This window comes from Shewanella ulleungensis, from assembly GCF_014648315.1.
Taxonomy (GTDB): Bacteria; Pseudomonadota; Gammaproteobacteria; order Enterobacterales; family Shewanellaceae; genus Shewanella; species Shewanella ulleungensis.
In genome coordinates this window covers 629412-655475 of sequence record NZ_BMQW01000002.1, presented here as the reverse complement: position 1 = coordinate 655475, position 26064 = coordinate 629412, and the positions used below count along the sequence as shown (strand labels likewise).

Genomic DNA, 26064 nt, shown 5'->3' with positions numbered 1-26064 from the left:
TTTAATTCACCGTTTTACGTAAAAACATCTCAATAATAGTATTACCATATTTCTTTCTTAACTTTGAGATATATAAGCTATCCATTGAACTTATAGCAATAAGTTTTCCAGATAATGAACTGATACCAAACTCTTCAAATGTACGATCACCTATTTGATTATCGCGTGGATTGATTTTATTTTTTACATAATCAGAAAATTTATCAGTATCATTGAGGTAAAAATATAAAAGTGACTCAACCTCTTCTTTATAAGATTTTGAGATAGTAATTATACCATTTGGTAAAATGGTGAAGCCTAATATTTTTACTTTCTGCCCTTTTCTTCTTACTTTAGTTTTATTATAATTTAAGTTAAATCTTTCACCCATGTGCTCATGAAGAAAACTTTTGATTACTTCATTAATATTATCAACAAAACCCTCATTGACAGATGAAATAATTAAATCGTCCGAATATCTTGTATATATTATATTACTTCTATCACAATATTTTTTTAGTGCATTATCAAAGTCAACTAAGGTTATATTACTAAGTAGTGGAGATGTAGCAAAACCTGCAGGCAAATTATTATCCACAACCATAAGCTCGAAAAGAAGCTGTTTATATTCTAATACATCTGACACGGGTACATTTAAAAGGCTAGTATTGATGACTTTCATTATATCGTCACCCGTAATACTTCCAAAAAAATCACTAATATCTGTTTGGTAAAAAAAGTTACTAGATGCATGCTTCTCTACTGCATCACGAATCGAAACACCTTTACGATATGAATATACAACATCTCGATTATAGTCCGCATACTCAAGGATGCTGCTGTTAATAAATCTTTGAAACTGCTTGAGTTTTTTTGATGGGGCATAAATCTTTCTACGATTTACTTCAAAAGTTTTATATTCTTTGTTAATTGAAAAATTAACAAAGTCGTCAAAGTTCACTTTCTCATGAAAAGTAGAAATGAATACCTCTTCTAAGCTTCTTCTTTCCTTTGATAACTCCAACTGATATGACTCCGTATCAAAAATTACTAATTTTATCATTATACTAATAGAGTCAAAACTTAACCAGCCATAAATACCATATTGATTAATTAGTTACTGGACTAGTATAGTATGAATTAGTATTATTTTTTAGCCGATTATATTACAAAGTCTGTTGTGAGTCTTACACTGTAGAGTGCTGAGAGTGCTGAGAGTGCTGAGAGTGCTGAGAGTGCTGAGAGTGCTGAGAGTGCTGAGAGTGCTGAGAGTGCTGAGAGTGCTGAGAGTGCTGAGAGTGCTGAGAGTGCTGAGAGTGCTGAGAGTGCTGAGAGTGAGGTTACTTGACCACATAACAATCACTTGCCATGTGGTCGTAACATTAATAACAGCAGGTAGTGACCTTGCGTGATGACTGGAGATACTCCTAGTCGCTAGGTATAAACAGATCATAACAACATTAATGATAAAGATCAATCATGAAAGTTTAAGCACTAGAACAAGAGAGATAATAAGGTTAATTCTAATTTTTCTTTAATATTATCGCTCTTAAAGATAGATGTTTTGGCAGATTTGCTCTTTTAGTTTTATAACCTCATCACTATTATCCTGCATTGCCTTTAAAATCATTAAATTACATTCTTTTTCTTTCAATTCTTGTTCGGTCTTTTGCATTGGTTCACTGATATAAGCAACCATAGGTTTGTAATTCAAAGATGCATTGCAGTACATGTTGGACAAGCTTCGCCCTCTCTGATTCAGATTTTCCATGCTGGATAGCTGAGAACAAAGTTCAGTGAACATAGCCTTAGCTTGTTGAGTACATTTAGAGAATTGAGTTGCTTGTTGCTCAAGGTTTGCGCAAACACTATTAGGTTTTATCTTCCATAGCTGATGCTGAAATCGAATATTAGTGTCGTTGTATACTAAGCTTTGCGAGGTAACCGTGGTGTTCATTGAATCAACATACACTTCAGTAATACTATTGCTTACCGTGTGCAGGTAGGCTGCAAACAATTGTGAAAATGGATCCATTACTCTTCCTTAAGTAAATGTTGAATATTCTATAACGCACTAACAATACTCCTTTTTCTATCTTAGTTGAACATTTTTATTACGACCTCATTTAACTATTAATTTCGGATTACGTACAGTTATTGACAGAACTCCAAGTTAGAGCGATTAAGCTCAATTTTACCATTAGTTTGTGAATAGCTTAACGTCCACTCATGTACTCTAGTGACGATCTCAAAGCCTAAAGCCACAATGCCTTTTAACTGCACGATAAGCTCGTCACCATATCGATTAAGTTTATAGGTACTAGATTCAGCATTATCATGAACTGAATTACAGGATTGCTTAGGTAATACTTCGCTTCTATCAGAATCTATTCCCGCATTAATTTCCGCATTGGCATCTTGGAATTTTCCTGGATTTCCAGAAATGCCATTAGTGTTCAATCCCTGATGACACTTAGCATTTTCCGAAATTGGTATTGGCACACCGATTGAACTCAAAGTAGGTTGAGCCACTGCATCCCTAGAGTCTTCATAGGCATTGCGGCAATTGTCATCAAAAGTATGATTTAAAGGCTTTTGTTTTTTATGTTCGTATAAAGGTCTAATTAACTGATCATCACGCTTACAAAAAACTCCGCCCATGAGCTCAGTGTAATGACCCCAATCGGAGTCATCAGCGGCTTGTCTAATTTCTTCCACCCACTCTAGGCTTTCATCAGTTATTTTACTTAACCGTCTTAATTCGCGCCAAGGTGTTACCCCTACCCCTCCAATTTGCTGAAATTGACGAATACCCCAACACGAAGCCCAAACACGAATACGTGTTGCAGCGGTTACTGATTCCGTTCCGTAAAGGTCATGATCAATCCCTTCACCATCAATTCCTTTGGCTACATACTTGGCAATATATCCCGTTGCAGAACCTTTATTAGGATCGATGTATTCAACCTTAAAACGGCGTTCTTTTGCACCTTGTTCGTCACCCTCTTCTTGTAGGCAATATTCTTGAAAGGTTTCGACTAATTGTTGTTGCTGCTCAGCTTCAACAAATAACAATAAATGCCAGTGAGGTGTGCCGTCATGGTGAGGCTCTGCCACTCTAAAACCAAATGGAGTGATCTTGTCACGGTTAAGCGATGCGCGTATACGCTGAAAAGTTCGGTTTAGGTAATCTTGACCATCTAAAGGTATAGCCCCTTGCCACTTAGGGTTTTCAGCACCCGATTTGGCAAAGCAACGGTGATATTTAGAGGGTGTAGTCATTGTCAAAAATACAGCTGAATAGCCATGCTTTGTGGCGTAATCTTCAAAACCACGAATGCGAACCATCAATTCAGCTTTACGGATTTTAGGATTAGACACATTAAGGTCTGATAATTCAGCAAGGCTTACACTGTAGTCAAGCTCATTAGTAGCTAAGGTATTCTCAAGCTGTTCACGACTGTTCAGCCATTGGTTCTTAATGCTCTCAACGGTAATGTCACTGGCATAAATACTACGATGACGACTAATTTGGTTTAGGAGCCGCGAAATAGTTTCAACTTGCCTGTTATGGAGCCGTCTAAGTTTTGGCTTCCACCATAGCGGATCACATCCACGCTTAATCACCCCCATGACTTTTGAATATTCTTCATCGGTCAAACAGTCATTTTCGAGGTGATTTAAAATAGTATCCGTTAATGGGCACGGCTTAATTTGATGGCAATTTATATAGCGTGAAATTGCAAAATAGGTATGTTTTAAACCATTAGAGTGATGCCTAATAACCATATTGGCGCATTGGCGAGCGTGGTGTTTAGACTTTTGCTTAAAATTTGGAGATTTAATATTAACGCTAGTCATTCGAATACTGCTGTGCCCCAGTATTTTTGAAATAGCTTTCGTTGTTTGTATCAAATCTAAATTAGCTTCACTATGGTGTGAAAAGCGATCATAACGCTGCTTTAGTACAGTCTTATAGATTTGAGGAATGCCATGAAGTCTTTTAGCCACAAAGCGAGCATTATCCATTTCGAGTCTAGTCATTAGACTGCCCTCCATGTTGCTTTAGCCATTCTTGCCCACGATGATTTAGTGAGCAACGTTGCCACTTTACGCCCGCAATGTAATGGGTACTCTCGGCTAAGAAGCCTTGTAGTTTTAATTTGAACAAAGTGCGTTTTTGGAAATGACCTGAATATGAGTCATAACCGACCATTTTGCTTAGGTCGGGACAAATCTCAATACACACTTCAATGTGGTTATCTTGCGATAACCATTCAATGAATGTGACTTGTTCATTAGTGAAGGCGGCCATTATTTGCCTCCTTTAACATTATGTTCTTTTACGTTATGTAACGAGCTGACTTCATAAACATTGCTATTATAATCTTCAGACTCATTAACAGGTTCATGTTCCGTTAACGGGTACAGACTCGATTCATTGGCTTCATATTGCCGTAGTAGAATAATGTTTTCGTTATATTCTCGAAGTTCATTAATTTCATCAACAGTACTTTTAAGAATGCTAGTCATATTTAATAACGAGCAAATAATGATTCCCGATAAAAAGCTATACAGTGTGTTCATATACCCTCCCGTTAACGAAGTTTTCAACATCGCTTTGGCGGTACATCACACGACGACCAACTTTGATAAAACGTAGAGGATAGCGGCCAGTACAACGCCACACTGAAAGCGTACCTGTTGTAACGCCTAAGTATCTCGCCACTTCCGCAGGGGTGAGTAGTGTATTCATATTAACTCCGATTATATTGTGTATGTCGAAGTGAAGAATATGATCGGAAGTTTTTGAAGTATTCACACCACGGGGTGTAAAAGTACTGTCACAGGGTGTGACGGTATTATTGGGGGTGTAAAAGTACCGTCACAGGGTGTGACGGTATAGATTTATAACCATTTATATTTGTGACCAGTAGCTATTAGGTTTTGCTTTAATCTGTTTTTCATTTCATCACTCGCCCTGAAATAAACAGATTTAATATCATTGTCGTAAGCGTCTTGGCTAAACCCTCGTTCTTTTGCTTTGTCATACCACTCATGGCCTAAGTCAAATTCACCCGTTGAAAGGTAAACAGCGCCTAGCAAAGTACATGGCCTAAAATTTAACGGTGTCACTTTATGTGCTTCTAAACCAAATTTAATTGAATTCACATAATCCTTTAAGTCTCTACAAACGCCACCGTATGTGGTTAATAAAGCTGATTTTAATTTCTTTTCATTCTTAGGGAGGTTAAATGGATATGATTCATCTAAAGCTTTTTTTATTTTAGTCAGCACTTCAGCTTTACGATAGGCGGCACTAGCATTAACCAGCTCCCAAGGTAAGCTTTTCTGTTTCCAGTTTTGAAAATGCTGATGGGCTAAATGAAGGTGATATTTCTGTACGACAAGTTCAGTTGAAAAACCAACAGTATCTAGCCATTTGAACTCTTCAAGGGTAATTGTCTTTTTACGAAGTTGGGTCAAAAGTTTATCTACACGAGAGTTTTTTTGGATGCCATAAAGTTCAAAATCTTCAAAATCAACACGGCTTGCTTTGAATGCTTCTGCTTCTTCTCTAAGTTGATTCTGTAACATTTCAGCTTTTGCTTTAGCTTCAGATAAAACTTTAGCTTTTCGTTCAAGAATCCCCTGCCGTTTTAGTGCTTCAATTTCATCGAGTTTGGATTGGTAATGAGAAATAACAACATCGACAACATCTTTATTGGCTTCTTTTGATAACTCAGTTTGGCTTGTTGTAAGCCTTCTTTTTGTTTCGACTTTAAGTTTAAGGCCATCACAAATTAAACTTTCAAGCTTATCTGGAACGCTTTCTTTTGAATTAACAGCCCTGAAAAGCTGACGTGTCGTTTTCCCCAACGCAATAGAAATAATTTCAAGGTCAGATTCTAAAACACAAATATCGTGTTGAGTTATATATTTCACAAAAAGGTCAATGTAGGTACTTAAAAGGGGATACTGCGATTTTGGAAATAGCAGTTGAGCTTGAGATATCTGTTTATTAACCACTGTAAAAATCCATTTTTATGAAGTTGATTTAATATGCTTACTTAGCCAAGAATTGATTGTCCTGATTGCTTGATAGGGAGAAGTAAAAGAATAATTGATACTCTGAGCAAAACTTAACACATTTTCAGCAATAGCTTGCGCAGCTTGGTGCGGGTTAGCATAATTTTTCTGATTATAAAGCTGGATTGCAAAAGCTTCTACTTTATCTTTTTTACCGTAACGTTTATCTCTGCCTAACTTGCCCGCTTTCGATAAGGTTTCTGTATAACCTTTGAATTTTGTTATATCTGTTTTAAGCGACTGATACCCATCATTAGCATCGATAAATTGACGTTTAGCAAATATTTGAAACAACAAATTGGCTTGCTTTGGCATACCAGCCATCTGGCAAGCTATGGCACCATGAATAAGCTCTGTACTGTCTTGTGGGATTGCATTTAGGAATGTGAGAGCTTCATTACCTTCTTCTTCACCAAACGCTTCATGTAAGTTGGCAGCATTCGCAAACCGTCTGATCTCTTGAATATCGTCAAGAGGATCTGCTGCAAGCGATTCAAATAAGGAATTAAAAATATCTGCGCCTTCAAGCTGTTCAGTTTCTAGTATTGACTGACTATCATCAACTTTCGAAAGCGCTTTGGCTAAAGACTCTTCATTAGTGCCTTCTGGAAGCAAAGGTCTAACGGCTGAATCTTTTTGAATGAGCATGTCGAATGACTGCAAGCTGGCTAAAAAATCGGCTTTCTGATTTTGATTAGCATATTCAGGGGAATCCAACATGTTAACCAACTGCGTTTTCAATACTTCTGGCATTGCTGATAGAAGTTCATCTAGCTGATTATCGACTTCTGATTTTTGAGGTTTAGTTTGTAGGTTAGACTCTTTCTTGAGGTTCATTACACAATACTTCCATGTTTCAACTTTAATAGAAAACTATTGGAAATACGTTTAAATGTCCATGATTGAGTTCAAACTATTAAAAAGCGGAGTTTTGAAGAATGCTTAAAAAAAAATTCCAAAAAAGTGGTTTCCAGAGGCGGCACATAGGCGGCACAACTTTTAACGATTTTAGTAAGTTGTTGATAAACAAAACAAAAAGAGGCTATATGGTCTCCCCACAGGGACTCGAACCCCGATCGGCCGCTTAGGAGGCGGCTGCTCTATCCTGTTGAGCTATAGAGAGACCCTGTGATTATACTGAGTTTAAAATTGATTTAAAGCCTTTAAATTTAATTGCTTAAATCTTAGCCGAGTTAATGACGTATGCGGATAATATTTACTTCATATTAAGCTTAAAACGACGTTAATGGGCAGCCAAACTCACTTAGATATTATTGATGATTAGTTTTTAATCGCGATATCATTCACTTGAATGTTGTCTGCAGCATCGATTCCGTCAAATATTGCGGTGGCGCTGTCTTCGCTTACTTGTTCGATAACCACACTCGCGCGGCTTTTGCTGGCGATGGGACGCATGGTGTTTAAGCGATCTGGAATATTTTTTTGCAATACTATCTGAAACTTATCGCCCATCTTTACACCATTTTTTCGGCCTAAATTGATGATAACCCTATCCCCTTGCCTAGCAACAATTTGACCTAATAATGGCCTGCAGTTTAATTGGTTATCTAATGTCAGAATGCTTTGTTGAAAGATCTCAATAATGGACTGGCCGTAAGATGAGCGCCAAAAGCGTTGGTTAGCGGGTGACACTACCTCTTGTTTTTCAAATTCCCATGGGGCAGATGTGGCAAAGGTTTCGGTCCAGACCACTTCACCACTAATCCCATGATAAAGAGTGAGTTTTATCATAAATTGTCTTAATGGATAATCTTCACTTAACCCTAAAAAACCACTTTCGGCAGGTTCGGTTGAAATATCAATAATATCGGGTTGAAGCACATACTGACTTTCGGTGATTTCACCTAACCATGTCGGAATGCGGTAACCTCTGAAATTAACCAGTTGATTAGTGTTATCAATCTTTTCATTGGCGTGGACACGAGCAAAGCTATAACGAGACTGAGCATTAATTATTTTGCCTAGTTTTTCGGTTATCTGTTGTTCAAAATTGGCCAGTTGTCCGTATCGAAGCTGCTCACGCTCTTGAAGATAAGATTGCGGCAACATAATCGCAGCTTTTAAGGCTTGGCTTTTGCATTGTGCATTGGGTTCTGGTTCGGTGAGCTCTAATTGCAAAACCACTGTGATGGTATTTTGGCTGATCATTTCGCTCATCAGTTCAACATTATTCGCTGAGCCCATACGCTGCATTTGAAAAGTGTCTTGGGTTAATCGCCCTTGGTCGATTGATTGCTCACTGGAAAAGTTAACGCCCGCTTTTAAACTCGCATAATTTAATGCTTGGCTGATGGCATCTTCGCGGGCTTTATCGATATCGCCATTGACAATTTTAGCCCTGCCGGTGACCTCGACCTGTTCAGCAAATGCCGTGTTAACCTGAAATAAGCTCAACAGTAACATCAGTGCAAGCGCGAATGTTTTATGGCTGGTTGCTTGTTTAATAAGGTTTGTTTGCGTCGGCATACGATGTCCTAATGTCAAAAAATCGTCAGTTTTGCCTGCTAAGGCTCATAAAATAATACGACTAACGCGAAAGTGTCTAATAAGTATAAATTAAGCAAAAATCGCGCCACTAACATATTTTGAGGCATTTAAGCCTTTAAAGATTAAATCTAGTAAAGCTTTTACGCTATTAGCCGATACAGATTTAGAGTTCATTGGCGGCTATGTCGCAGTAATAATGGCTTAAGCGTCAATCTTGCACGCTTCGATTAAGTGCCATTAATGCAACAGATAGCGTCGGCGACATTTTTAAAGGAATCATCATGATTAACAGGCTTATAATCCCAGTTGCTGTACTTACGTTGTTGTCTATCGCAGCGTGCAGCCAAACGCCTAACCCGGCAAATAATTTAGCGTTTAATAATGATGGTAAATACGTCAAAGTTAAAGATGAGAATAACGTTTCTCATCATCAATTAGCGTACGACATTCAAGATGCTGGCTTAGCACCTAAAGGCCAGATTAATGTATGGGCTGAAAAACTGGTTAATGAATTGGTTTTACAAAACGATGCGTTGCGCCCTGATCAACCGCTATTAATCACCACACCTGTTTTAGCTAATAATTTAAATGCGACCAACGAGCTGGCCTTGCAATTACAACAAGGTTTGTTAACAGCGTTTCATGCACACGAGTTTAATTTAGTGGATATGAATGTCGCCACGAGCTTACGTGCAACGGAACAAGGCGAATTTATGTTAAGTCGTGATTGGCAATTATTACCATCAGGCTTACCTGTGTCACATGTTTTAGTGTCGACAATGACTATGACTCCAGAGGGCATTGTGTTTAATGGTCGCGTTGTAAACGTCACCAACAACCGCGTACTTTCGGCGGTGCAATCTTTTGTTGCCGCGTCGAGTTTATCTGGTTACTTACAAGAGTCTGAATTAATCGAATCTCGTAATGGCTTGTTGTATCGCCATGAGAAAAAAGGCGATAGCCGTTATACCGTATTAGGAGAAAAACTATGAAGTCGCTGATGTTAGTTATGATGTTAGTGCTACTAAGTGGTTGCGTAAGCAAAGATAAATACGTGCAATGGGAAACTGAAGCACCAACCTCATTCCCTACATTAACAGCTATAGGTTATGCTCCGTTGGCGACTCAACCTAGTCCAGAAGCATCGCACCGTATTTTAATGGCAATGCAAGCATCTAAAATTGCGGCTTACCGTGAGTTAGCGGAACAGGTTTATGGTCAAAAGATTGCAGCTAACAGTGATGTCAGTGAATGGTTATTAACTGACGACAATGTTAAATCCAGTGTCAGTGGAATTATCCGCGGTGCTAAAGTGGTTAAGACCTACCCTTCTGGTGAGTTTTATGTCACTGAGCTTGCGTTAGACTTTAAGCAAGTATGGCAATTGTACGAACAACAAAATCGCCCTAAACGTGTTAAAGAAGTGACTTACTTTTAACGTTAAAGAATGATTAAATAAAAATGCCGCTGATGTCAGCGGCATTTTTGTTTATGTTAAAAACTGAGCTAAAAGCTGTGTTACAAACTGTACTACAAGCTGAGTTACAAGCTGAGTGAAACACTTACTTATTAAGCTATTTTAAAACGTTAGTTTAAACACTAGCCCAAATGCAGCTTGATCTTCAATGTCTTCGGTGACATCAGGTTCGCTAAGTTCCATCTCACCGCCAAAGTAGTAACCGGCGTATGCGTTTACACTCACATTATCGGTCGCTTTCCAACCTGCGCGGATAAAACCGACCCATTCGTCGATCTCAATAGTTTGGTCGTCATCTGCTATCAAAAAGCGCTCTGTACGTTTTGAGCTACCCATACCAAAATCAATATCGGGGCGATATTGATAACTCAGTTCTAAGCCTGCTGGACCGCTAAAACCAGCCTGGAATGGGTTAGCTAGCACTAACTTGTCATTAATCTGCCAACGTACCGCTAAATACGGTACGGTGCGTACTTCGGAAATATCATTTAAATAGGCAACACCAAAACCCAACATATTACCTGAGTCAAAACGGTACATACTGGATGCAACAACACCATAGCTTTGGGCGTTAGATGACGAGGCAGTATCGGCATAAGCATATTTTAATTGCGGGGCCACTAAAAACATCCAGTGATTATCTAGACGATATGTTAGTGATAACCCAGCACTGTATTGATGAACTGTCGCCCAGTCTTGCTCATTAGAGCGCAATGGCGTGGCTTGGTTAATACGCCAATCGTAATCAAGATTGTCATAACCGACATTAGCACCTAATGACCATTGACGATTTAAAGGCATGGTGGCTGAAAAACTGGTTTTCCATGCATCGCGCTGCAATTGATTAGCATTACCGGTGCCGACATCGGCAGTGGCTGCTGATGTACGTGCGACAGTGAGTGAAAATGGAGAACGATCTGGCGCTGCTAAGGTCTGTTGACTAAGCAATAACCCTGGAATTAATAATAACGATTTAACCGATAAGCTCAGTGCATTGTGCGAAAAGTCGGAGGCGTTAGAAGACGTCATAGTGATGTGCATCCTTTCGAAATAAATGGTGAGTGGCTTGCTTAGCTTAAACTATCTGAACCAATACTGATTTAGTGGCACTTCAGTTCAAATCTTATGCATTATTTTATTACAACTTTATGAGCCCGCAAAAACATCTCAGCGGTATCTTGTAAATATTGTTGTCTGCTTAATAACAAGTGTTCAGTCTCTAATGCTAATTCAAGACGTAATTTTAACTCACCAAACAGCATTAAACATAACCTTACGGCACTGTCGTGGGGGTTATCGAAATAATACTCACCATGTTGGTTAACCTTGGTTAAATATTCACGAATTAATCCCAAAACATGCTTTGGTCCTGCATCGTAAAACAGTTTGGAGACTTCTGGGTGCGTCTCGGCTTGTGCGACGCAGGTTTTAAATACTGTCATGGTGTCTTTACTGACAATCAATTCACCAAACTGTTTGGCAAATAGTAATATCACCCGCTGCGGATCGGTTGCGTCAATCAAAGCATCGTCTGTGAGCTGATGCACTACACACTTAGAATCTATTGCGGCGACAAACAAATCATCTTTAGAGCCAAAGTGCGAATATACCGTCTGCTTTGATACGCCCGCATGTTTGGCAACCTCATCCATACTGGTTAACGGAAAACCTTTATGGCAAAACAACTCCATTGCCGATTCAAGCACTTGGTTGCGCTTTTGTTCACTGCGGCTCAAGCTAACTTGTTCGTCATTGTTTGTGGCTGAAGTATCTCTAGTCATGTGTTTTCCATAAGGTGAAACGGGCGCAAAAATTAAAAGTCAGTATCAGTTAATACGATTGATGCATCATAACCAAAAATAGACTGGACAGTCTAGTTTTATAAAATTAGACTACTGAGTCTAATTAACAATTAAGTTACATCTTACGGTATGTCGTGCAGGTTTCTGTAGCGCCATTTTGTTAACGATGAGTCATTGCCGATCCACATATCGCTTTAAGGGAATAATTATGTTTGCTGTAAGGTCATTCACCCAACATCTTCGCTACTGTGCATTAGGCTTAAGCATAATGGTATTAAGTGGCTGTGGCTCTGAGGTTAAAGAGCATTCGCAAACTGTTGAGTATCAGTCGGTATTGACGCAAGCATTAGTGCTTAATGACCGTTACCAACAAATGCAAACCTATACAGGTACAATCCGCTCAGCAAACACCACAGGCATAGGGTTTGAGTTAGCAGGCAAACTCAATACCATAGTGGTAGACAGTGGTGATGTGGTCAAGAAAGGTCAGGTGTTAGCTCAATTAGACACTGACTTATTAGTTGCAGAAAAACAACAGCTAGAGGCGAGCCTGCTACAAACTCAAGCTGATATTGATTTAGCCAAAAGTACATTGGTGCGTACTGAAAAATTGAAAACGCAAAACTATGTGTCTGCGCAACAACTCGATGAAACTCAGCAACAGGTGATAAGCCTGCAAGCCAACCAAAAGCGTATTGAAGCCAGCTTAAGTGCTGCAAAGTTAAAGCTTGAAAAGTCAACATTACTTGCGCCGTTTGATGGCGTTATTAGCCAACGTTATCACAATCTTGGCGAGGTCATCGCACTTGGCAGCGCGGTGTTTAATTTAGTAGGTAACAGCCAACCTGTGGCTTACATTGGCGTGCCTATTGATATCGCGCAGCAATTATCTGCGCAACAAGCTGTCGACGTGCGTGTAGGCAAACAAACTTTTACGGCCACAATTGCTGGGATAAGCGCTGAAGTAAACACCATTAGCCGTACGGTACAACTCAGAATTCAATTACCCGACTCTGCTAGGGTGATTAACGGTGAAATCGCTTACCTCGTGTATCAACAAGACAGTTTAACTGCTGGTTACTGGGTGCCAATGTCGGCATTAACCGATGGCGTGCGTGGATTATGGAATGTGTATGTTGTGGTAAAGGATGAATCACCGCTTTACCAAATTGAGCGCAGAGATGTTGAGATTATTTACACTAATGAACAACAGGCTTATATCAAAGGAGCCATTCAAGCCGATGAGCAAATTGTGACTGACGGCCTACACAAAATTGTCGTAGGCCAAAAAGTGACTTTAGTTAAAGCTCAACCTTTGGAGGCGCTATGATTAAAGCGTTTCTTGAAAATGGCCGCTTAACCAGTTTATTTATCGCGCTATTAATTGTCGCTGGCCTGGGGGCGATTTCCAGTTTGCCGCGCACCGAAGATCCGCACATCACTAATCGATTTGCCTCGGTAATCACTCAATACCCTGGCGCTTCTGCTGAGCGCGTTGAAGCATTAGTCACCGAAGTGCTTGAAAATCAATTGCGCCGCTTAGAAGATTTAAAGCTAGTGCAGTCAACGTCTCGTCCCGGTATTTCGGTTATTCAACTTGAACTAAAAGATACGGTTATTGATACCGATCCAGTATGGTCAAGGGCACGAGACTTAATCGCAGACAGTAAATTTTTATTACCTGAAGCGGCACAAAATGGCGTGTTAGATGATCAATTAGGTTATGCCAGCACCGCGATTTTAGGCGTTGTGTGGGCAGATGACTCACCTGTTCGAGCCGATATTCTTAATCGCTATGCTAAAGAGCTTCAAAGCCGATTACGCCTGTTGAATGGCACAGACTTTGCCAAACTCTATGGCGCACCAGAAGAAGAGATCCTCGTTGAGCTTGATGGCAATAAAATCAGTCAACTTCATCTTACGCCTGCTAGTATCGCAGCAATTTTATCTAACGCCGACAGTAAAATCTCTGCTGGAGAAATCAATAATAGTCAATTTAGGGCCTTGGTTGAAGTTTCTGGTGAACTCGACTCACAAGATCGCATTCGTAAGGTGCCTTTAAAAGTCGATGAATATGGCCAAATTATTCGCTTAGGTGATGTGGCGACCATTACTCGCCAAGCTAAAACACCAGCAAGTAGCATTGCTCTTATCGATAGCCAACAAGGTATATTGGTTTCTGCCCGCATGCTCAACAATAATCGAGTGGATTTATGGCAACAACAAGTTAGCCAAACCATTGATGCTTTTTCGGTTAATTTACCGGCCAACATTGAAGTGCAATGGCTGTTCGATCAACAAGGATACACCCAAGATAGACTCGGCGATTTAGTGATTAACTTATTGCAGGGTTTTATTATCATCCTTGTGGTGTTAATGCTCACGCTTGGGCTACGTAATGCCATTATTGTGGCTATATCACTGCCGTTAACGGCATTGTTCACACTTACGTGCATGAAATATACAGGGTTACCGATTCATCAAATGTCGGTCACGGGCTTAGTGGTTGCACTGGGTATCATGGTTGATAACGCCATTGTTATTGTGGATGCTATTGCTCAGCGTCGCCAGCAAGGCATGAGTAAGCTCGAAGCCGTCTCAAAGACTTTACATCATTTATGGTTACCGTTAGCAGGTTCAACAGTCACAACTATGCTGGCCTTTGCGCCAATCGTGTTAATGCCTGGCGCTGCCGGTGAGTTTGTCGGTGGGATTGCCATTTCTGTTATGTTCGCTTTACTTGGCTCATATATTATCTCACACACTATTATTGCCGGCCTTGCGGGGCGTTTTAGTCGCAGTGAAAAACCAACGGCTTGGTATCAACAAGGCATGGCATTTCCGCGCATTAGCCAAGCCTTTACCGCGAGCTTACGTTTTGCTTTGCACCGTCCACTGGTGACAGCGGTGGTTATTGGTATTTTGCCTGTGGCCGGATTTTTTGCCGCTGGAAAAATGACTGAGCAGTTTTTCCCGCCATCAGACAGGGATATGTTTCAGTTAGAGGTTCACCTCGCGCCGCATGTCAGTATTGAACACACCCTAGCCCAGGTGGAACTCATCGATGCCAAACTGCAAAAAATAGATGACATCCTTGCGACTACCTGGGTGGTAGGCGGAAACACGCCGTCGTTTTACTATAACTTAACCCAACGCCAGCAAGGGGCAACCAATTACGCCCAAGCGATGATAAAAGTAACAGACTTTGTTGCTGCAAATCGATTGATTTTACAGTTACAAAAAGAGCTTGATAAAGAATACCCGCAAGCACAAATATTGGTGCGTAAACTTGAACAGGGCCCGCCATTTAATGCCCCTGTAGAGTTACGAATTTATGGCCCTAATTTAGACACATTAAAAGTCTTGGGCGAACAAGTGAGAGGCATTTTAAATGCCACGCCGGATGTGATTCATACGCGAGCTACCTTAAGCTCTGGTGCGCCTAAAGTGTGGTTACAGGTAAATGAAGACGCCAGCTTGATGAGTGGTTTGAGCTTAAGCGACATTGCCAGCCAAATCCAAATGGCTACCACAGGAATTATTGGCGGCAGTATTTTAGAGCAAACAGAATCGTTGCCTGTTCGAGTCAGATTAGGGGATAACAGTCGCGAACAAGCCACCCGTTTAGCCGAAATAAACTTAGTATCACCTTCCGGTTCTGGCATTCCATTGTCGGCATTATCTTATAACGAAGTGAATGTCAGTCGTGGCGCGATTCCACGTCGTAATGGTGAGCGAGTCAACACGGTTGAAGCCTACATTACTAGCGGTGTATTGCCTGCCCAGGTGTTAAATGATGCCAAAGATGAAATTGCCAAGTTGGTTATTCCAGCGGGCTATCATGTCGAAATTGGAGGCGAGAGCGCCAAGCGAAATGAAGCGGTTGGCAACTTATTGTCTAACATTGTATTGGTGTTCACCCTGCTGTTAGCCACTGTTGTACTGTCATTCAATTCATTTAGATTAACGGCAATTATCCTACTAAGCGCATTTCAATCTGCTGGCTTAGGATTATTAGCGGTATTTGTGTTTGGTTATCCATTTGGGTTCACCGTTATTATCGGTTTATTGGGGTTAATGGGATTAGCCATTAATGCTGCTATTGTTATTTTGGCAGAGCTAGAAGATGTGCCCGATGCTAAACAAGGTAATTTGGCACTAATAATCGATACGGTAAGCAGTTGTGGACGTCATATTGGTTCAACCACCATTACCACTATAGGTGGTTTTTTACCGTTAATTATCGCAGGCGGCGGATTTTGGCCCCCCTTTGCAATCGCTATTGCCGGCGGCACATTATTGGCTACTATGTTGTCGCTAATATGGGTTCCGGTAATGTATTTATTGTTGATGAAACCGCGTAGAGCCTTTCGACAAGGGCAAGCTGTCTCGCGTTAGCAGTCTCGAGTAAATAGCGTAAATTCTGAATAACAGCCAATAAAAAACCGCTTTATCTCTAAAGCGGTTTTTTTATGGGTCAATAGCAGAAGACTAATCTTCGCTTTGACGGTCCATATTCTCTGTATTCTCAAGCCATAAAGCGTTGATAATACCGAATGAACACGCCAGTAACACACCTAAAATCCACGCAAAATACCACATAGATGTTGCTCCTTAATTTAGTAAAGTGAAGTTTTATTATTTTCAATAAATTCACGATTTAAACGGCCGAACATCTTGTAATAAGTCCAAGCAGTATAAGACAGAATAATGGGTACAAAAACAGCAGCAACATAAGTCATTACGGTCAAAGTCATTTTACTGGCCGTTGCATCCCACATGGTTAAGCTCACATTAGGCTCTAAAGACGATGGCATTACAAATGGGAACATTGCTGCACCACAAGTAAATATCACACAAGCCACAGCAAGTGAGCTGAACAAGAAGGCAAAACCACTGCGATTAAAACGACTAGCCAATATAACCAATACTGGCATCACTAAGCCCAAAATAGGGAATAACATTGTCACTGGATATTTATCGTAGTTTGTTAACCAAGCACCTGCTTCAACAGCAACAGTTTTAGTGGTTGGGTTTGACGGGCCTGCGAGGTCAAGCGTTGATGTAACAACATAGCCATCAATACCATTCATTAACCACACGCCAGCGGCACCAAACAGCACAAATAACAAACTGGCACAAATCTGAGTCGCTTTAACGCTACGAACTCGAAGTTCTCCTTCAGTTTTCATTTGTAACCAAGATGCGCCTTGCATCATGAACATCGACACACACACTAAACCAGCTAGTAGGCCAAATGGATTCAATAATCCAAAAAATCCACCATGATAGGTTGCACGCAAATATTCATCAAAGTTAAATGGCACACCTTGAAGCAGGTTACCAAATGCCACACCAATAATTAACGGTGGAACAAAACCGCCGACAAACAATGCATAATCCCATGACTTACGCCATCTTGGGTCTTCAATTTTAGAACGGTAATCAAACCCTACAGGGCGTAAATATAATGCAAATAGCACCAGCATCATCGCCACGTAAAAGCCCGAAAACGATACCGCATATACCATTGGCCAAGCTGCAAATAGCGCACCGCCAGCAGTAATTAACCATACCTGGTTGCCGTCCCAGTGGGGCGCAATGGTATTGATCATAATACGGCGTTCAGTGTCATCTTTACCAATAATCGGTAATAGTGCACCTACGCCCATGTCAAAGCCATCAGCTACTGCAAAACCAACTAATATTACGCCAAGTAATGCCCACCAGATAAATCTTAATACTTCATAATCAAACATAATCAGGTCCTCCGCCTAAGCATCTTGGTTTTCAAAATGGTAACGACCGGTTTTTAAACTGCTTGGGCCGAGACGTGCAAATTTAAACATCAAATAAGCTTCTATCACCAACAGAATAGTGTAGAAAACCGTAATCGAAATAATACTGAACCATAAATCGGCCGGCGTTAAACTCGATGCTGACATAAAGGTAGGTAACACTTCTGAGATGGTCCAAGGCTGGCGACCAAACTCTGATACAAACCAACCACACTCAATGGCAACCCAAGGTAGCGGTAGGCTGTAAAGTGCTGCGCGCAGAACCCATTTTTTCTCAGCGATTTTATGGCGTGTGCTTTGCCAAAATGCAGCGGCAAATACAAACAACATAATCACCCCGGCACCAACCATAATTCGGAAAGTCCAAAACATAGGCGCTACGGTTGGAATAGAGTCATACGATGCAGCAATAATTTGCTCTTCAGTTGCATCAACCACTTTATCGGTATAACGCTTGAGCAAGAAACCATAACCTAAATCGTCTTTAGTGGCTTCAAATTGCGCTCTTATCTCTGGCGTTTCATCACCTGCACGTAACTTTTCAAGCAGTCCATATGCGACCATGCCGTTACGAATACGTATTTCATGCTCTTTAATAAGATCTTTAAGGCCGGTCACTTCTTCATCTAAAGAACGTGTGGCAATAATCCCCATTAAATACGGTATTTTAACTGCGTAATCTGTATGCATGGTTTCTTGGTTAGGAAAACCAACAGCAGTAAAGGCCGCTGGAGCTGGCTCTGTGTGCCACTCAGCTTCAATTGCAGCTAATTTAACGCGCTGTACTTCGCCAACTTCGTAGCCTGATTCATCACCTAGCACAATAACCGATAAGATTGACGCTAAACCGAAGCTAGCAGCAATGGCAAATGAGCGACGAGCAAACGGTAAGTCACGGCCTTTTAATATGTAATACGCGCTAATAGCAAGCACGAACATAGCACCGGCAACATAACCAGAAGCAACGGTATGAACAAACTTAACTTGCGCTACAGGGTTGAAAACTAGAGCGGCAAAATCAACCATTTCCATACGCATAGTTTCATAGTTAAACACCGAACCCACAGGGTTTTGCATCCAACCGTTAGCAATCAAAATCCATAATGCCGACATATTAGAGCCAATGGCCACTAACCAGGTCACCGCAAGATGCTGACGCTTACTAAAACGGTCCCAACCAAAAAAGAACATACCGACTAAAGTAGATTCAAGGAAGAAAGCCATCAAAGCTTCAATTGCCAGAGGCGCACCGAAAATATCACCTACATAATGAGAATAGTAAGACCAGTTAGTACCAAACTGGAATTCCATGGCTAAGCCTGTAGCAACACCTAAGGCAAAGTTAATCCCGAAAAGTTTACCCCAAAATTTAGTCATATCTTTATATATCTGATTATTTGTCATCACGTACAGTGATTCCATAATTGCCAGAATAAATGCTAAACCTAGGGTGAGTGGAACAAATAAAAAGTGGTACATAGCTGTAAACGCGAATTGATAACGCGAAAGCTCAACAACCTCTTCAATAATCATTGGCAATTCCTTACTTCTTTCAGTACGACCAAATACAACACGGCAATAGACTAATTACCACTGTGTGATGTTATACCTGAAAACGATAATTTTAAGACAATGGAGCTGCCACGTTTGCCGTTGAAAGTGACAATTAACCATTAACTTACATTTTTAAATTCTTTCTTAAACGCCATATATCTTACGGCATAAAGTGCAGGTAGATCATATTTTTTACTCAATTTTGTGACCAACATTAGAATTTTTGCATGGATATTTATTTAGGCTTAAAATTCATAACCTTACAAATTTAACACTTGTGCTACACAGCACGAAAAAGTCATTTTTGTGACGTTAGACAAATCCGTTTTTGATTCAAAAACGACCAAGGTTACTAAATTAACACTCACCCTCCCCGTAGAGGTATTGACAATATTAAGCAAATTGCTAGGGACGCATACTTTACGGTCCTAAAGTGCTAAATTCAGCCTCAAAATAAGCAAACGTTAATAAAAAGCTGTCGCACATTGCTATCTTTTGTGACGGATAAGTAAAATTTTAACAAATAAAAAACCAGTGTAATTATAACCCTTAATTAACAACAGCTTGAGATTCTCTACTAAAAATAAAATGATAACTAAAAATTTACTCATCAATAAAACTAATCCATAATCACATTTTTTCTCATTTGAGCAAAATTCACGCCAGCAGTATAATTTATGCACAATTAAGAACACGAATAACCACATTTACTGCGTCGTAGTCTTAATACCCTCCCCTAATGCTCCGAGATCTTGTTATGACGCTACTATTTGAAAATATTGTAAACTTGTATAAACGTGCTTTTTCTGAAATGTTTACCACTAAAGAAGATAAATAACCTACATTCAGGTTAAGTGAGTAACCCATTCTATTCACTCTAAAATCATGATGCAGTAGATTGAATTAGCGATTGTTTTTGTTAGCGCAACCCAATATTGCCAATCATTTATAATGCTCAACAAAAAGCCCCACAGCTTAATGCCGTGGGGCTTTTTGTTGAGCATATTGTTTGGCCATAAACCAATAAAAATGGCGACTCAATTGAGTCGCCATTTTTCGTTTGAACTGTAGCTTATAAACGGTTGCTGATAGCCAACCGGTTTATTGGCTGGCCTTCAAAGTTAACCTATCTTAACTCGTGCATTACGGAACATACGCATCCATGGGCTATCTTCGCCCCAACCATCTGGGTGCCATGAGTTAGCAACGGTTCTAAATACACGTTCTGGATGAGGCATCATAATAGTGACACGACCGTCAGTAGTACAAATACCCGTTAAACCGTCTGGTGAACCGTTAGGGTTTTCTGGGTACTGAGTCGCAATGTTACCGTGACCATCAACATAACGCAGTGCAATAGTGCCAGACGCCTGAGCAGCGGCAAGCGCTTGCGCATTAGCAAACTCAGCTAAACCTTCACCATGTGATACCGCGATTGGCATGCGTGAACCGACCATACCTTCGAAGAATATCGACGGTGTTTGTTGTACTTCAACCAAACTAAAGCGTGCTTCAAAACGTTCAGAACGGTTACGGACAAAGTGTGGCCAATGCTCACTACCAGGAATGATTTCTTTTAAGTTAGATAACATTTGGCAACCGTTACACACACCTAATGCAATACTTGAGTCACGCTCAAAGAAACGGCTGAATTCGTCACGTGCACGACTGTTAAATAATATTGATTTAGCCCAGCCTTCACCTGCGCCAAGTACGTCACCGTAAGAAAAACCACCACAAGCGACTAGACCTTGGAATTCTTCTAAGCTGACACGACCTGATAAAATATCAGACATGTGTACGTCACGGCTTTCAAAACCTGCGCGGTCAAATGCTGCGGCCATTTCGATGTGTGAGTTAACACCCTGCTCACGTAAAATAGCCATTTTCGGCGCTGCGCCCTTCAGAATATAAGGGGCTGCAACATCTTCACTCGGGTTAAAGCCTAATTTAACAGTTAAGCCCGGTGCATCAGCCTTTTGTTTAAGGTCAAACTCTTGCTTAGCGCATTCTGGATTATCACGCAGCGCTTGCATACGATAGGTGGTTTCAGACCACAATGTCCGTAATGCGGTACGGCTGTCGGCAAAGATAACGCGTTCGCCATCAGTGATGGTGATCTTATCAGCAGCTTGTAAGCCGCCAATGTGATGGCAGGTAACGCCTTTCGCTTCAAACTGCTCAGCAATGTCGTTTGCTTGAGCTGCACTAACTTGAATAACAGCACCTAATTCTTCGTTAAACAAACGCTCGAGATCAGTACCATTTAAGCCAGCTAAATCGATATTTAAGCCAGTGTTACCGGCAAATGCCATTTCAACCAGAGTGGTAAATAATCCACCGTCGCTGCGATCGTGATAAGCGATAATCGCCTGGTTTGATACTAATTCCTGCATTACTTCAAAGAAGCCAGCAAGGTTAGCGGTGTTATCCAGTGTTGGTGCTATATCGCCAAGCTCACTGTAAACCTGCGCTAAACATGAACCGCCTAAACGGTTTTTGCCGTTACTCAAGTCCAGCATCAGTAATGCGCTATCACCTTTATCAGAGCGAAGCTCTGGTGTGACGGTTTTACGAATATCTTGCACAATACCAAAGGCGGTGATGACTAACGACATAGGCGATGTAACAGTTTTGCTAACACCGTTGTCTTCCCATGCAGTTTTCATCGACATTGAGTCTTTACCGACTGGAATGGTAATGCCAAGTGCTGGACATAAGTCTTCACCAATGGCTTTAACAGCTTCGTAAAGACCGGCATCTTCACCTGGGTGACCTGCTGGCGACATCCAGTTAGCCGATAATTTAATTCTTTTAAAAGAACCAATATCTGTACCGGCAATGTTCATAATGGACTCAGCCACTGCCATACGCGCAGAAGCGTCAAAGTCGAGTAGCGCTAACGGAGTACGCTCACCCATCGACATCGCTTCGCCAGTATAGCTGTCATAGCTTGATGCAGTGACTGCGCAATCTGCTACCGGCACCTGCCAAGGACCCACCATTTGGTCGCGGTTAACTAAACCAGTTACCGAGCGGTCGCCAATGGTGATTAAGAAGGTTTTGTCAGCTACAGTTGGTAGAGTTAACACGCGCTTAACCGCTTCGGTCAATTCAATCTTAGTTTGATCTAACGCTGGTGATACTGCTTTAGCCGAAACAACATCACGGCTCATTTTAGGCGCTTTACCTAATAACACTTCAAGTGGTAAATCGATTGGCTTGTTATTGAAGTGGCTGTCAGCAAGTGTTAAGTGCATCTCTTCTGTGGCTTCACCCACAACTGCAAATGGTGCACGTTCACGAGCACAAATATCGGCAAACTGTTGTAGATTTTCTGGGGCTACTGATAACACATAACGCTCTTGAGATTCGTTACACCAAATCTCAAGTGGGCTCATGCCTGGCTCGTCCGATGGCACGTTACGTAAATTGAACACGCCACCACGATTACCATCATTCACCAATTCAGGAAAAGCGTTTGATAAACCACCGGCTCCTACATCATGGATAAATTGAATAGGGTTGGTGTCACCCAGCTGCCAGCAACGGTCAATAACTTCTTGGCAACGACGTTCCATTTCTGGATTTTCACGTTGCACAGAGGCAAAGTCTAAATCTTCACTCGATTGCCCAGATGCCATAGAAGACGCTGCGCCGCCGCCTAAACCGATGTTCATTGCAGGGCCACCCAAGACGATGAGTTTAGCGCCAACGGTGATTTCACCCTTTTGCACGTGCTCTTCACGGATGTTGCCTAAACCACCAGCAATCATAATCGGCTTGTGGTAACCACGTACTTCAACACCGTTATGGCTTGATACTTCTTGCTCATAGGTACGGAAATACCCAGTAATGGCAGGACGACCAAACTCGTTATTAAATGCCGCGCCGCCTAATGGGCCCTCAAGCATGATTTCTAACGGGGTGACGATACGATCTGGTTTACCATAATTGCCTTCCCATGGTTGTACAAAACCTGGAATTTTAAGGTTAGACACGGTAAAACCGTTTAAACCTGCTTTTGGTTTAGAACCTCGACCGGTTGCACCTTCATCGCGAATTTCACCACCAGAACCTGTTGCTGCACCTGGATAAGGGCTAATTGCCGTTGGGTGATTGTGAGTTTCCACTTTCATCAACACGTGCATAGCTTCTGTGTGATAATTGTAAACGCCATCCGGATCTGGGAAGAAACGCCCAGCAACCGAACCCGTCATTACCGCAGCATTATCTTTATATGCTGACAATACGAAATCTGGCGTCACTTCAAAAGTGTTCTTAATCATTTTGAACAATGATTTAGGCTGTACTTCGCCATCGATTGTCCAATCTGCGTTGAAAATTTTATGACGGCAATGTTCTGAGTTTGCTTGAGCAAACATCATTAGTTCTATGTCGTTTGGATTACGATTTAAGCGAACAAAGTTTTCGACTAAATAGTCGATTTCATCATCTGCTAATGCTAAACCTAACTTTGTGTTAGCCACTTCTAGCGCGCGGCGCCCTTCGGCCAAAATGTTTACGCTATTAAATTTAGCGGGTTCTGTGCGGGCAAATAGCACTTGAGCGTCATCAAAGCTTGGCAACATCACTTCAACCATACGGTCGTGCAATAAGCCTTGTAACTGTTTTTGCTGTTCAGCCGTCAAAGTGGCTGACTCAACATAATAGGCAATACCGCGCTCTAAACGCTTTACCTTACTCAAACCGCAATTTTGGGCGATGTCAGTTGCTTTAGATGACCAAGGTGAAATAGTACCCGGACGTGGAGTGACAAACAGTAACGCTCCTTGTGGAGCATGCGCCTCAATTGCCGGGCCGTAGGTGAGAATAGTTTCTAATTGTAGACGTTCATTATCATCGAGTGGTTCAGTCAAATTGGCTAAATGCACATATTCGGCATAAATTTGCGACACTGGAAGCGATGCGTTTTCGCAAGCCTCCATGAGTTTTTGAACTCTAAATGCAGATAGTGCAGGGGCTCCGCGAATGATTTCCATCACGTCTATTCACCTTATAATTTATATAGGAGGGTCAGAATTGGCGCTATTATAGGGAATTGCACCATACAAATCACGTTCAAGCGCAGGTGAAAACAGTGTTTCCTGATAGGGAAAATATCCCACGATAATAATGCTAAAGTGAATGCCATAATGACTTTACATTTGAGTGCAAATCAACCAAATTATGCTGCTTATTTATACAAGCCTAGGCGTTTAGGAAAACACCTGATAAAGTAATCCAAAAAAAATGCTATCCCCCTACATATTTAAAGGCTATTTACACTCGTTTTTCTCTTATTACTCTCGTGAATGTTAACGAACAACTTAAGATAACCAGTTAATAAATATGATCAAAACCTTATTTATCATTTTACTCTGCGCCATACTCAGCGCCTGTCAACCAGTTGATATTCAACAGGTCGATATTGCTGCGCCAGCGCAAAAACGTACTGTCCTTAAGGTCGGTACGCTTTATGGACCACAGATCTATCTCAATTCTGAGCTAGGTGAAACCGGCTTCGACTTTGAAATGGCGCAACGTTTTGCTGATTATTTAGCCGTGCCGTTAGAAATGATCCCTTTTACTGATCGTAAGGCACTGTTTAAAGCGTTAAAAGATAATGATATTGACATCATTGCAGCTGGGATTGCTAAAACACCCAATCGGAGTAAACAATTTAAACTTGGTCCCACCTTATACAAAGTTAATCAAGTACTGGTTTACAAAGAAGGCACACCTGAGCCTAAAGACATCGGCACCTTGTCTGGTGAAATTACGGTTATGGCAAACTCATCTTCGGTAAATACCTTAACGCAATTACAAAAAGATCACCCTGAATTAATGTGGAACCAGGTTAATGACAAAGACAATGAAGAACTATTTGCACTGGTTGCCAAAGGCGAATTGAACTACACCATTTCAGACTCAAATAGCTTATTAATCAACCAACGCTTTTTACCTGAATTACGCGCAGGAATGATTCTGGAAGAAAAACTCGAAGTCGTTTGGTTATTACCGCCCAAAGACAGCGACCGTTTAATGAGCCAGCTGTTAGCTTTTTGGCACAAAGAAAAACGTGCCGGCACTTTAGAACACCTTAACGAAAAATATTTTGGCCACGTAAAACGTTTTGATTATGTTGATACTCGTGCCTTTATTCGTGCCATTGACAATATTTTGCCAGAGTATCGCAGCATGTTCGAAGAACACGCTGGAGAATTAGATTGGCGTAAATTGGCTGCAGCGAGCTATCAGGAATCACATTGGAATCCGACAGCTCGTTCGCGAACCGGTGTCCGTGGGATGATGATGCTCACCCGCCCTACTGCAACTTATGTTGGCGTCGAAAATCGCTTAGATGCTGAACAAAGTATTCGTGGTGGCGCATTTTATTTAAAAGATATGATGGAACGTTTACCCGATTCTATTTCTGAATCACAAAGGATCTGGTTTGCATTAGCAGCTTACAATATCGGACTAGGCCATGTTGAAGATGCTCGTCGCTTAACCGAGTCTATGGGCAAAGATCCAAATGCATGGCGAGACGTTAAAAAGGTTTTGCCACTGTTACAGCAGTCAAAGTATTACAAGCAAACCCGTTATGGCTATGCCAGAGGCAGTGAAGCTGTTCATTATGTTGACAGTATTCGCCGTTACTATGACACCTTAGTGTGGGTTGATAATCAAACCAAACAGATGGAAGTTATCGACGAAAGCGACAGTATGGAAGTCATTGCCGAAGAAGTAAAAATCAATACTAATGTGTCGGCCCAACAACCATAAACATTGCATTGTTAAGTGCGAAAAAATACTATGGCTTATCAACAACGCTAACTTACTGCGTTGTTAG

At 41.1% G+C, this 26064-nt stretch carries 20 protein-coding genes and 1 tRNA gene; 5 read left to right on the top strand and 16 right to left on the bottom strand.

Annotated elements, in window-relative coordinates:
- Window position 1: 1 nt before the first annotated feature.
- The 10 genes from IEY40_RS06640 to IEY40_RS06595 form a co-directional block, all read right to left on the bottom strand.
- Window positions 2–1003, bottom strand: a complete 1002-nt coding sequence (locus IEY40_RS06640; RefSeq protein WP_188954494.1) for a reverse transcriptase domain-containing protein — start codon at window positions 1001–1003, stop codon at window positions 2–4.
- Between the two features lie 525 nt (window positions 1004–1528).
- Window positions 1529–2014: a hypothetical protein gene (locus tag IEY40_RS06635; RefSeq protein ID WP_188954492.1), complete on the bottom strand. Its 486-nt coding sequence runs from the start codon at window positions 2012–2014 to the stop codon at window positions 1529–1531.
- A gap of 119 nt (window positions 2015–2133) precedes the next feature.
- Window positions 2134–4023: a replication endonuclease gene (locus IEY40_RS06630; RefSeq protein WP_188954490.1), complete on the bottom strand. Its 1890-nt coding sequence runs from the start codon at window positions 4021–4023 to the stop codon at window positions 2134–2136.
- The gene (locus IEY40_RS06625) at window positions 4016–4294 is read right to left on the bottom strand and encodes a hypothetical protein (RefSeq protein WP_188954488.1); all 279 of its coding nucleotides are present in this window, start codon (window positions 4292–4294) and stop codon (window positions 4016–4018) included. The genes IEY40_RS06630 and IEY40_RS06625 overlap by 8 nt, the downstream gene beginning before the upstream one ends.
- Window positions 4294–4566 carry a hypothetical protein gene (locus IEY40_RS06620; RefSeq protein WP_188954486.1) on the bottom strand — a complete coding sequence of 91 codons (273 nt, stop codon included), beginning with the start codon at window positions 4564–4566 and terminating at the stop codon, window positions 4294–4296. The genes IEY40_RS06625 and IEY40_RS06620 overlap by 1 nt, the downstream gene beginning before the upstream one ends.
- Complete coding sequence (locus tag IEY40_RS06615) at window positions 4550–4735, bottom strand: helix-turn-helix domain-containing protein (RefSeq protein WP_188954484.1); 186 nt, start codon at window positions 4733–4735, stop codon at window positions 4550–4552. Before IEY40_RS06615 ends, IEY40_RS06620 begins: the two co-directional genes overlap by 17 nt.
- 152 nt (window positions 4736–4887) lie before the next feature.
- The gene (locus IEY40_RS06610) at window positions 4888–6009 is read right to left on the bottom strand and encodes a hypothetical protein (RefSeq protein ID WP_188954483.1); all 1122 of its coding nucleotides are present in this window, start codon (window positions 6007–6009) and stop codon (window positions 4888–4890) included.
- Between the two features lie 15 nt (window positions 6010–6024).
- Window positions 6025–6906, bottom strand: coding sequence for a hypothetical protein (locus IEY40_RS06605; protein ID WP_188954481.1), 882 nt, complete (start codon window positions 6904–6906; stop codon window positions 6025–6027).
- 210 nt (window positions 6907–7116) lie between these two features.
- Window positions 7117–7192: transfer RNA gene (locus IEY40_RS06600), tRNA-Arg, on the bottom strand.
- A 158-nt stretch (window positions 7193–7350) separates the two neighbouring features.
- Window positions 7351–8556: a flagellar assembly protein FlgT gene (locus tag IEY40_RS06595; RefSeq protein WP_229777022.1), complete on the bottom strand. Its 1206-nt coding sequence runs from the start codon at window positions 8554–8556 to the stop codon at window positions 7351–7353.
- Between the two features lie 302 nt (window positions 8557–8858).
- Here IEY40_RS06595 and IEY40_RS06590 point away from each other — a divergent pair, with 302 nt between their 5' ends.
- Both IEY40_RS06590 and IEY40_RS06585 read left to right on the top strand, forming a co-directional pair.
- Window positions 8859–9569 (top strand): FlgO family outer membrane protein, encoded by a 711-nt coding sequence (locus IEY40_RS06590; RefSeq protein WP_188954479.1) that lies wholly within the window; start codon window positions 8859–8861, stop codon window positions 9567–9569.
- The gene (locus IEY40_RS06585) at window positions 9566–10015 is read left to right on the top strand and encodes an LPP20 family lipoprotein (protein WP_188954477.1); all 450 of its coding nucleotides are present in this window, start codon (window positions 9566–9568) and stop codon (window positions 10013–10015) included. Before IEY40_RS06590 ends, IEY40_RS06585 begins: the two co-directional genes overlap by 4 nt.
- A gap of 141 nt (window positions 10016–10156) precedes the next feature.
- Here the strand turns inward: IEY40_RS06585 and IEY40_RS06580 are convergent, their stop codons facing one another.
- Complete coding sequence (locus tag IEY40_RS06580) at window positions 10157–11083, bottom strand: TonB-dependent receptor (RefSeq protein WP_188954476.1); 927 nt, start codon at window positions 11081–11083, stop codon at window positions 10157–10159.
- Window positions 11084–11184: 101 nt separating this feature from the next.
- Window positions 11185–11835: a TetR/AcrR family transcriptional regulator gene (locus IEY40_RS06575; protein ID WP_188954474.1), complete on the bottom strand. Its 651-nt coding sequence runs from the start codon at window positions 11833–11835 to the stop codon at window positions 11185–11187.
- Window positions 11836–12064: 229 nt separating this feature from the next.
- Between IEY40_RS06575 and IEY40_RS06570 the strand changes: the two genes are divergently transcribed.
- Both IEY40_RS06570 and IEY40_RS06565 read left to right on the top strand, forming a co-directional pair.
- Entirely contained in the window at window positions 12065–13186 is a 1122-nt protein-coding gene (locus IEY40_RS06570; protein WP_188954472.1) for an efflux RND transporter periplasmic adaptor subunit, read from the top strand.
- A complete protein-coding gene (locus IEY40_RS06565; RefSeq protein WP_188954470.1) occupies window positions 13183–16254 on the top strand; it encodes an efflux RND transporter permease subunit in 3072 nt (1023 codons plus the stop codon). Before IEY40_RS06570 ends, IEY40_RS06565 begins: the two co-directional genes overlap by 4 nt.
- 93 nt (window positions 16255–16347) lie before the next feature.
- Here IEY40_RS06565 and cydX read toward each other — a convergent pair whose 3' ends face one another.
- The 4 genes from cydX to purL all read right to left on the bottom strand — a co-directional run bounded on the left by cydX (window position 16348) and on the right by purL (window position 24211).
- On the bottom strand, window positions 16348–16458 hold the full coding sequence (gene cydX / locus IEY40_RS06560) for a cytochrome bd-I oxidase subunit CydX (protein ID WP_059747876.1): 111 nt from the start codon (window positions 16456–16458) through the stop codon (window positions 16348–16350).
- A gap of 17 nt (window positions 16459–16475) precedes the next feature.
- Window positions 16476–17615: a cytochrome d ubiquinol oxidase subunit II gene (gene cydB / locus IEY40_RS06555; protein ID WP_188954468.1), complete on the bottom strand. Its 1140-nt coding sequence runs from the start codon at window positions 17613–17615 to the stop codon at window positions 16476–16478.
- A 15-nt stretch (window positions 17616–17630) separates the two neighbouring features.
- Window positions 17631–19187, bottom strand: coding sequence for a cytochrome ubiquinol oxidase subunit I (locus tag IEY40_RS06550; RefSeq protein ID WP_188954466.1), 1557 nt, complete (start codon window positions 19185–19187; stop codon window positions 17631–17633).
- Between the two features lie 1142 nt (window positions 19188–20329).
- Entirely contained in the window at window positions 20330–24211 is a 3882-nt protein-coding gene (gene purL / locus IEY40_RS06545; RefSeq protein WP_188954464.1) for a phosphoribosylformylglycinamidine synthase, read from the bottom strand.
- A gap of 349 nt (window positions 24212–24560) precedes the next feature.
- Between purL and mltF the strand changes: the two genes are divergently transcribed.
- Complete coding sequence (gene mltF, locus IEY40_RS06540) at window positions 24561–25997, top strand: membrane-bound lytic murein transglycosylase MltF (RefSeq protein ID WP_188954462.1); 1437 nt, start codon at window positions 24561–24563, stop codon at window positions 25995–25997.
- The last annotated feature ends 67 nt before the right edge of the window (window positions 25998–26064 follow it).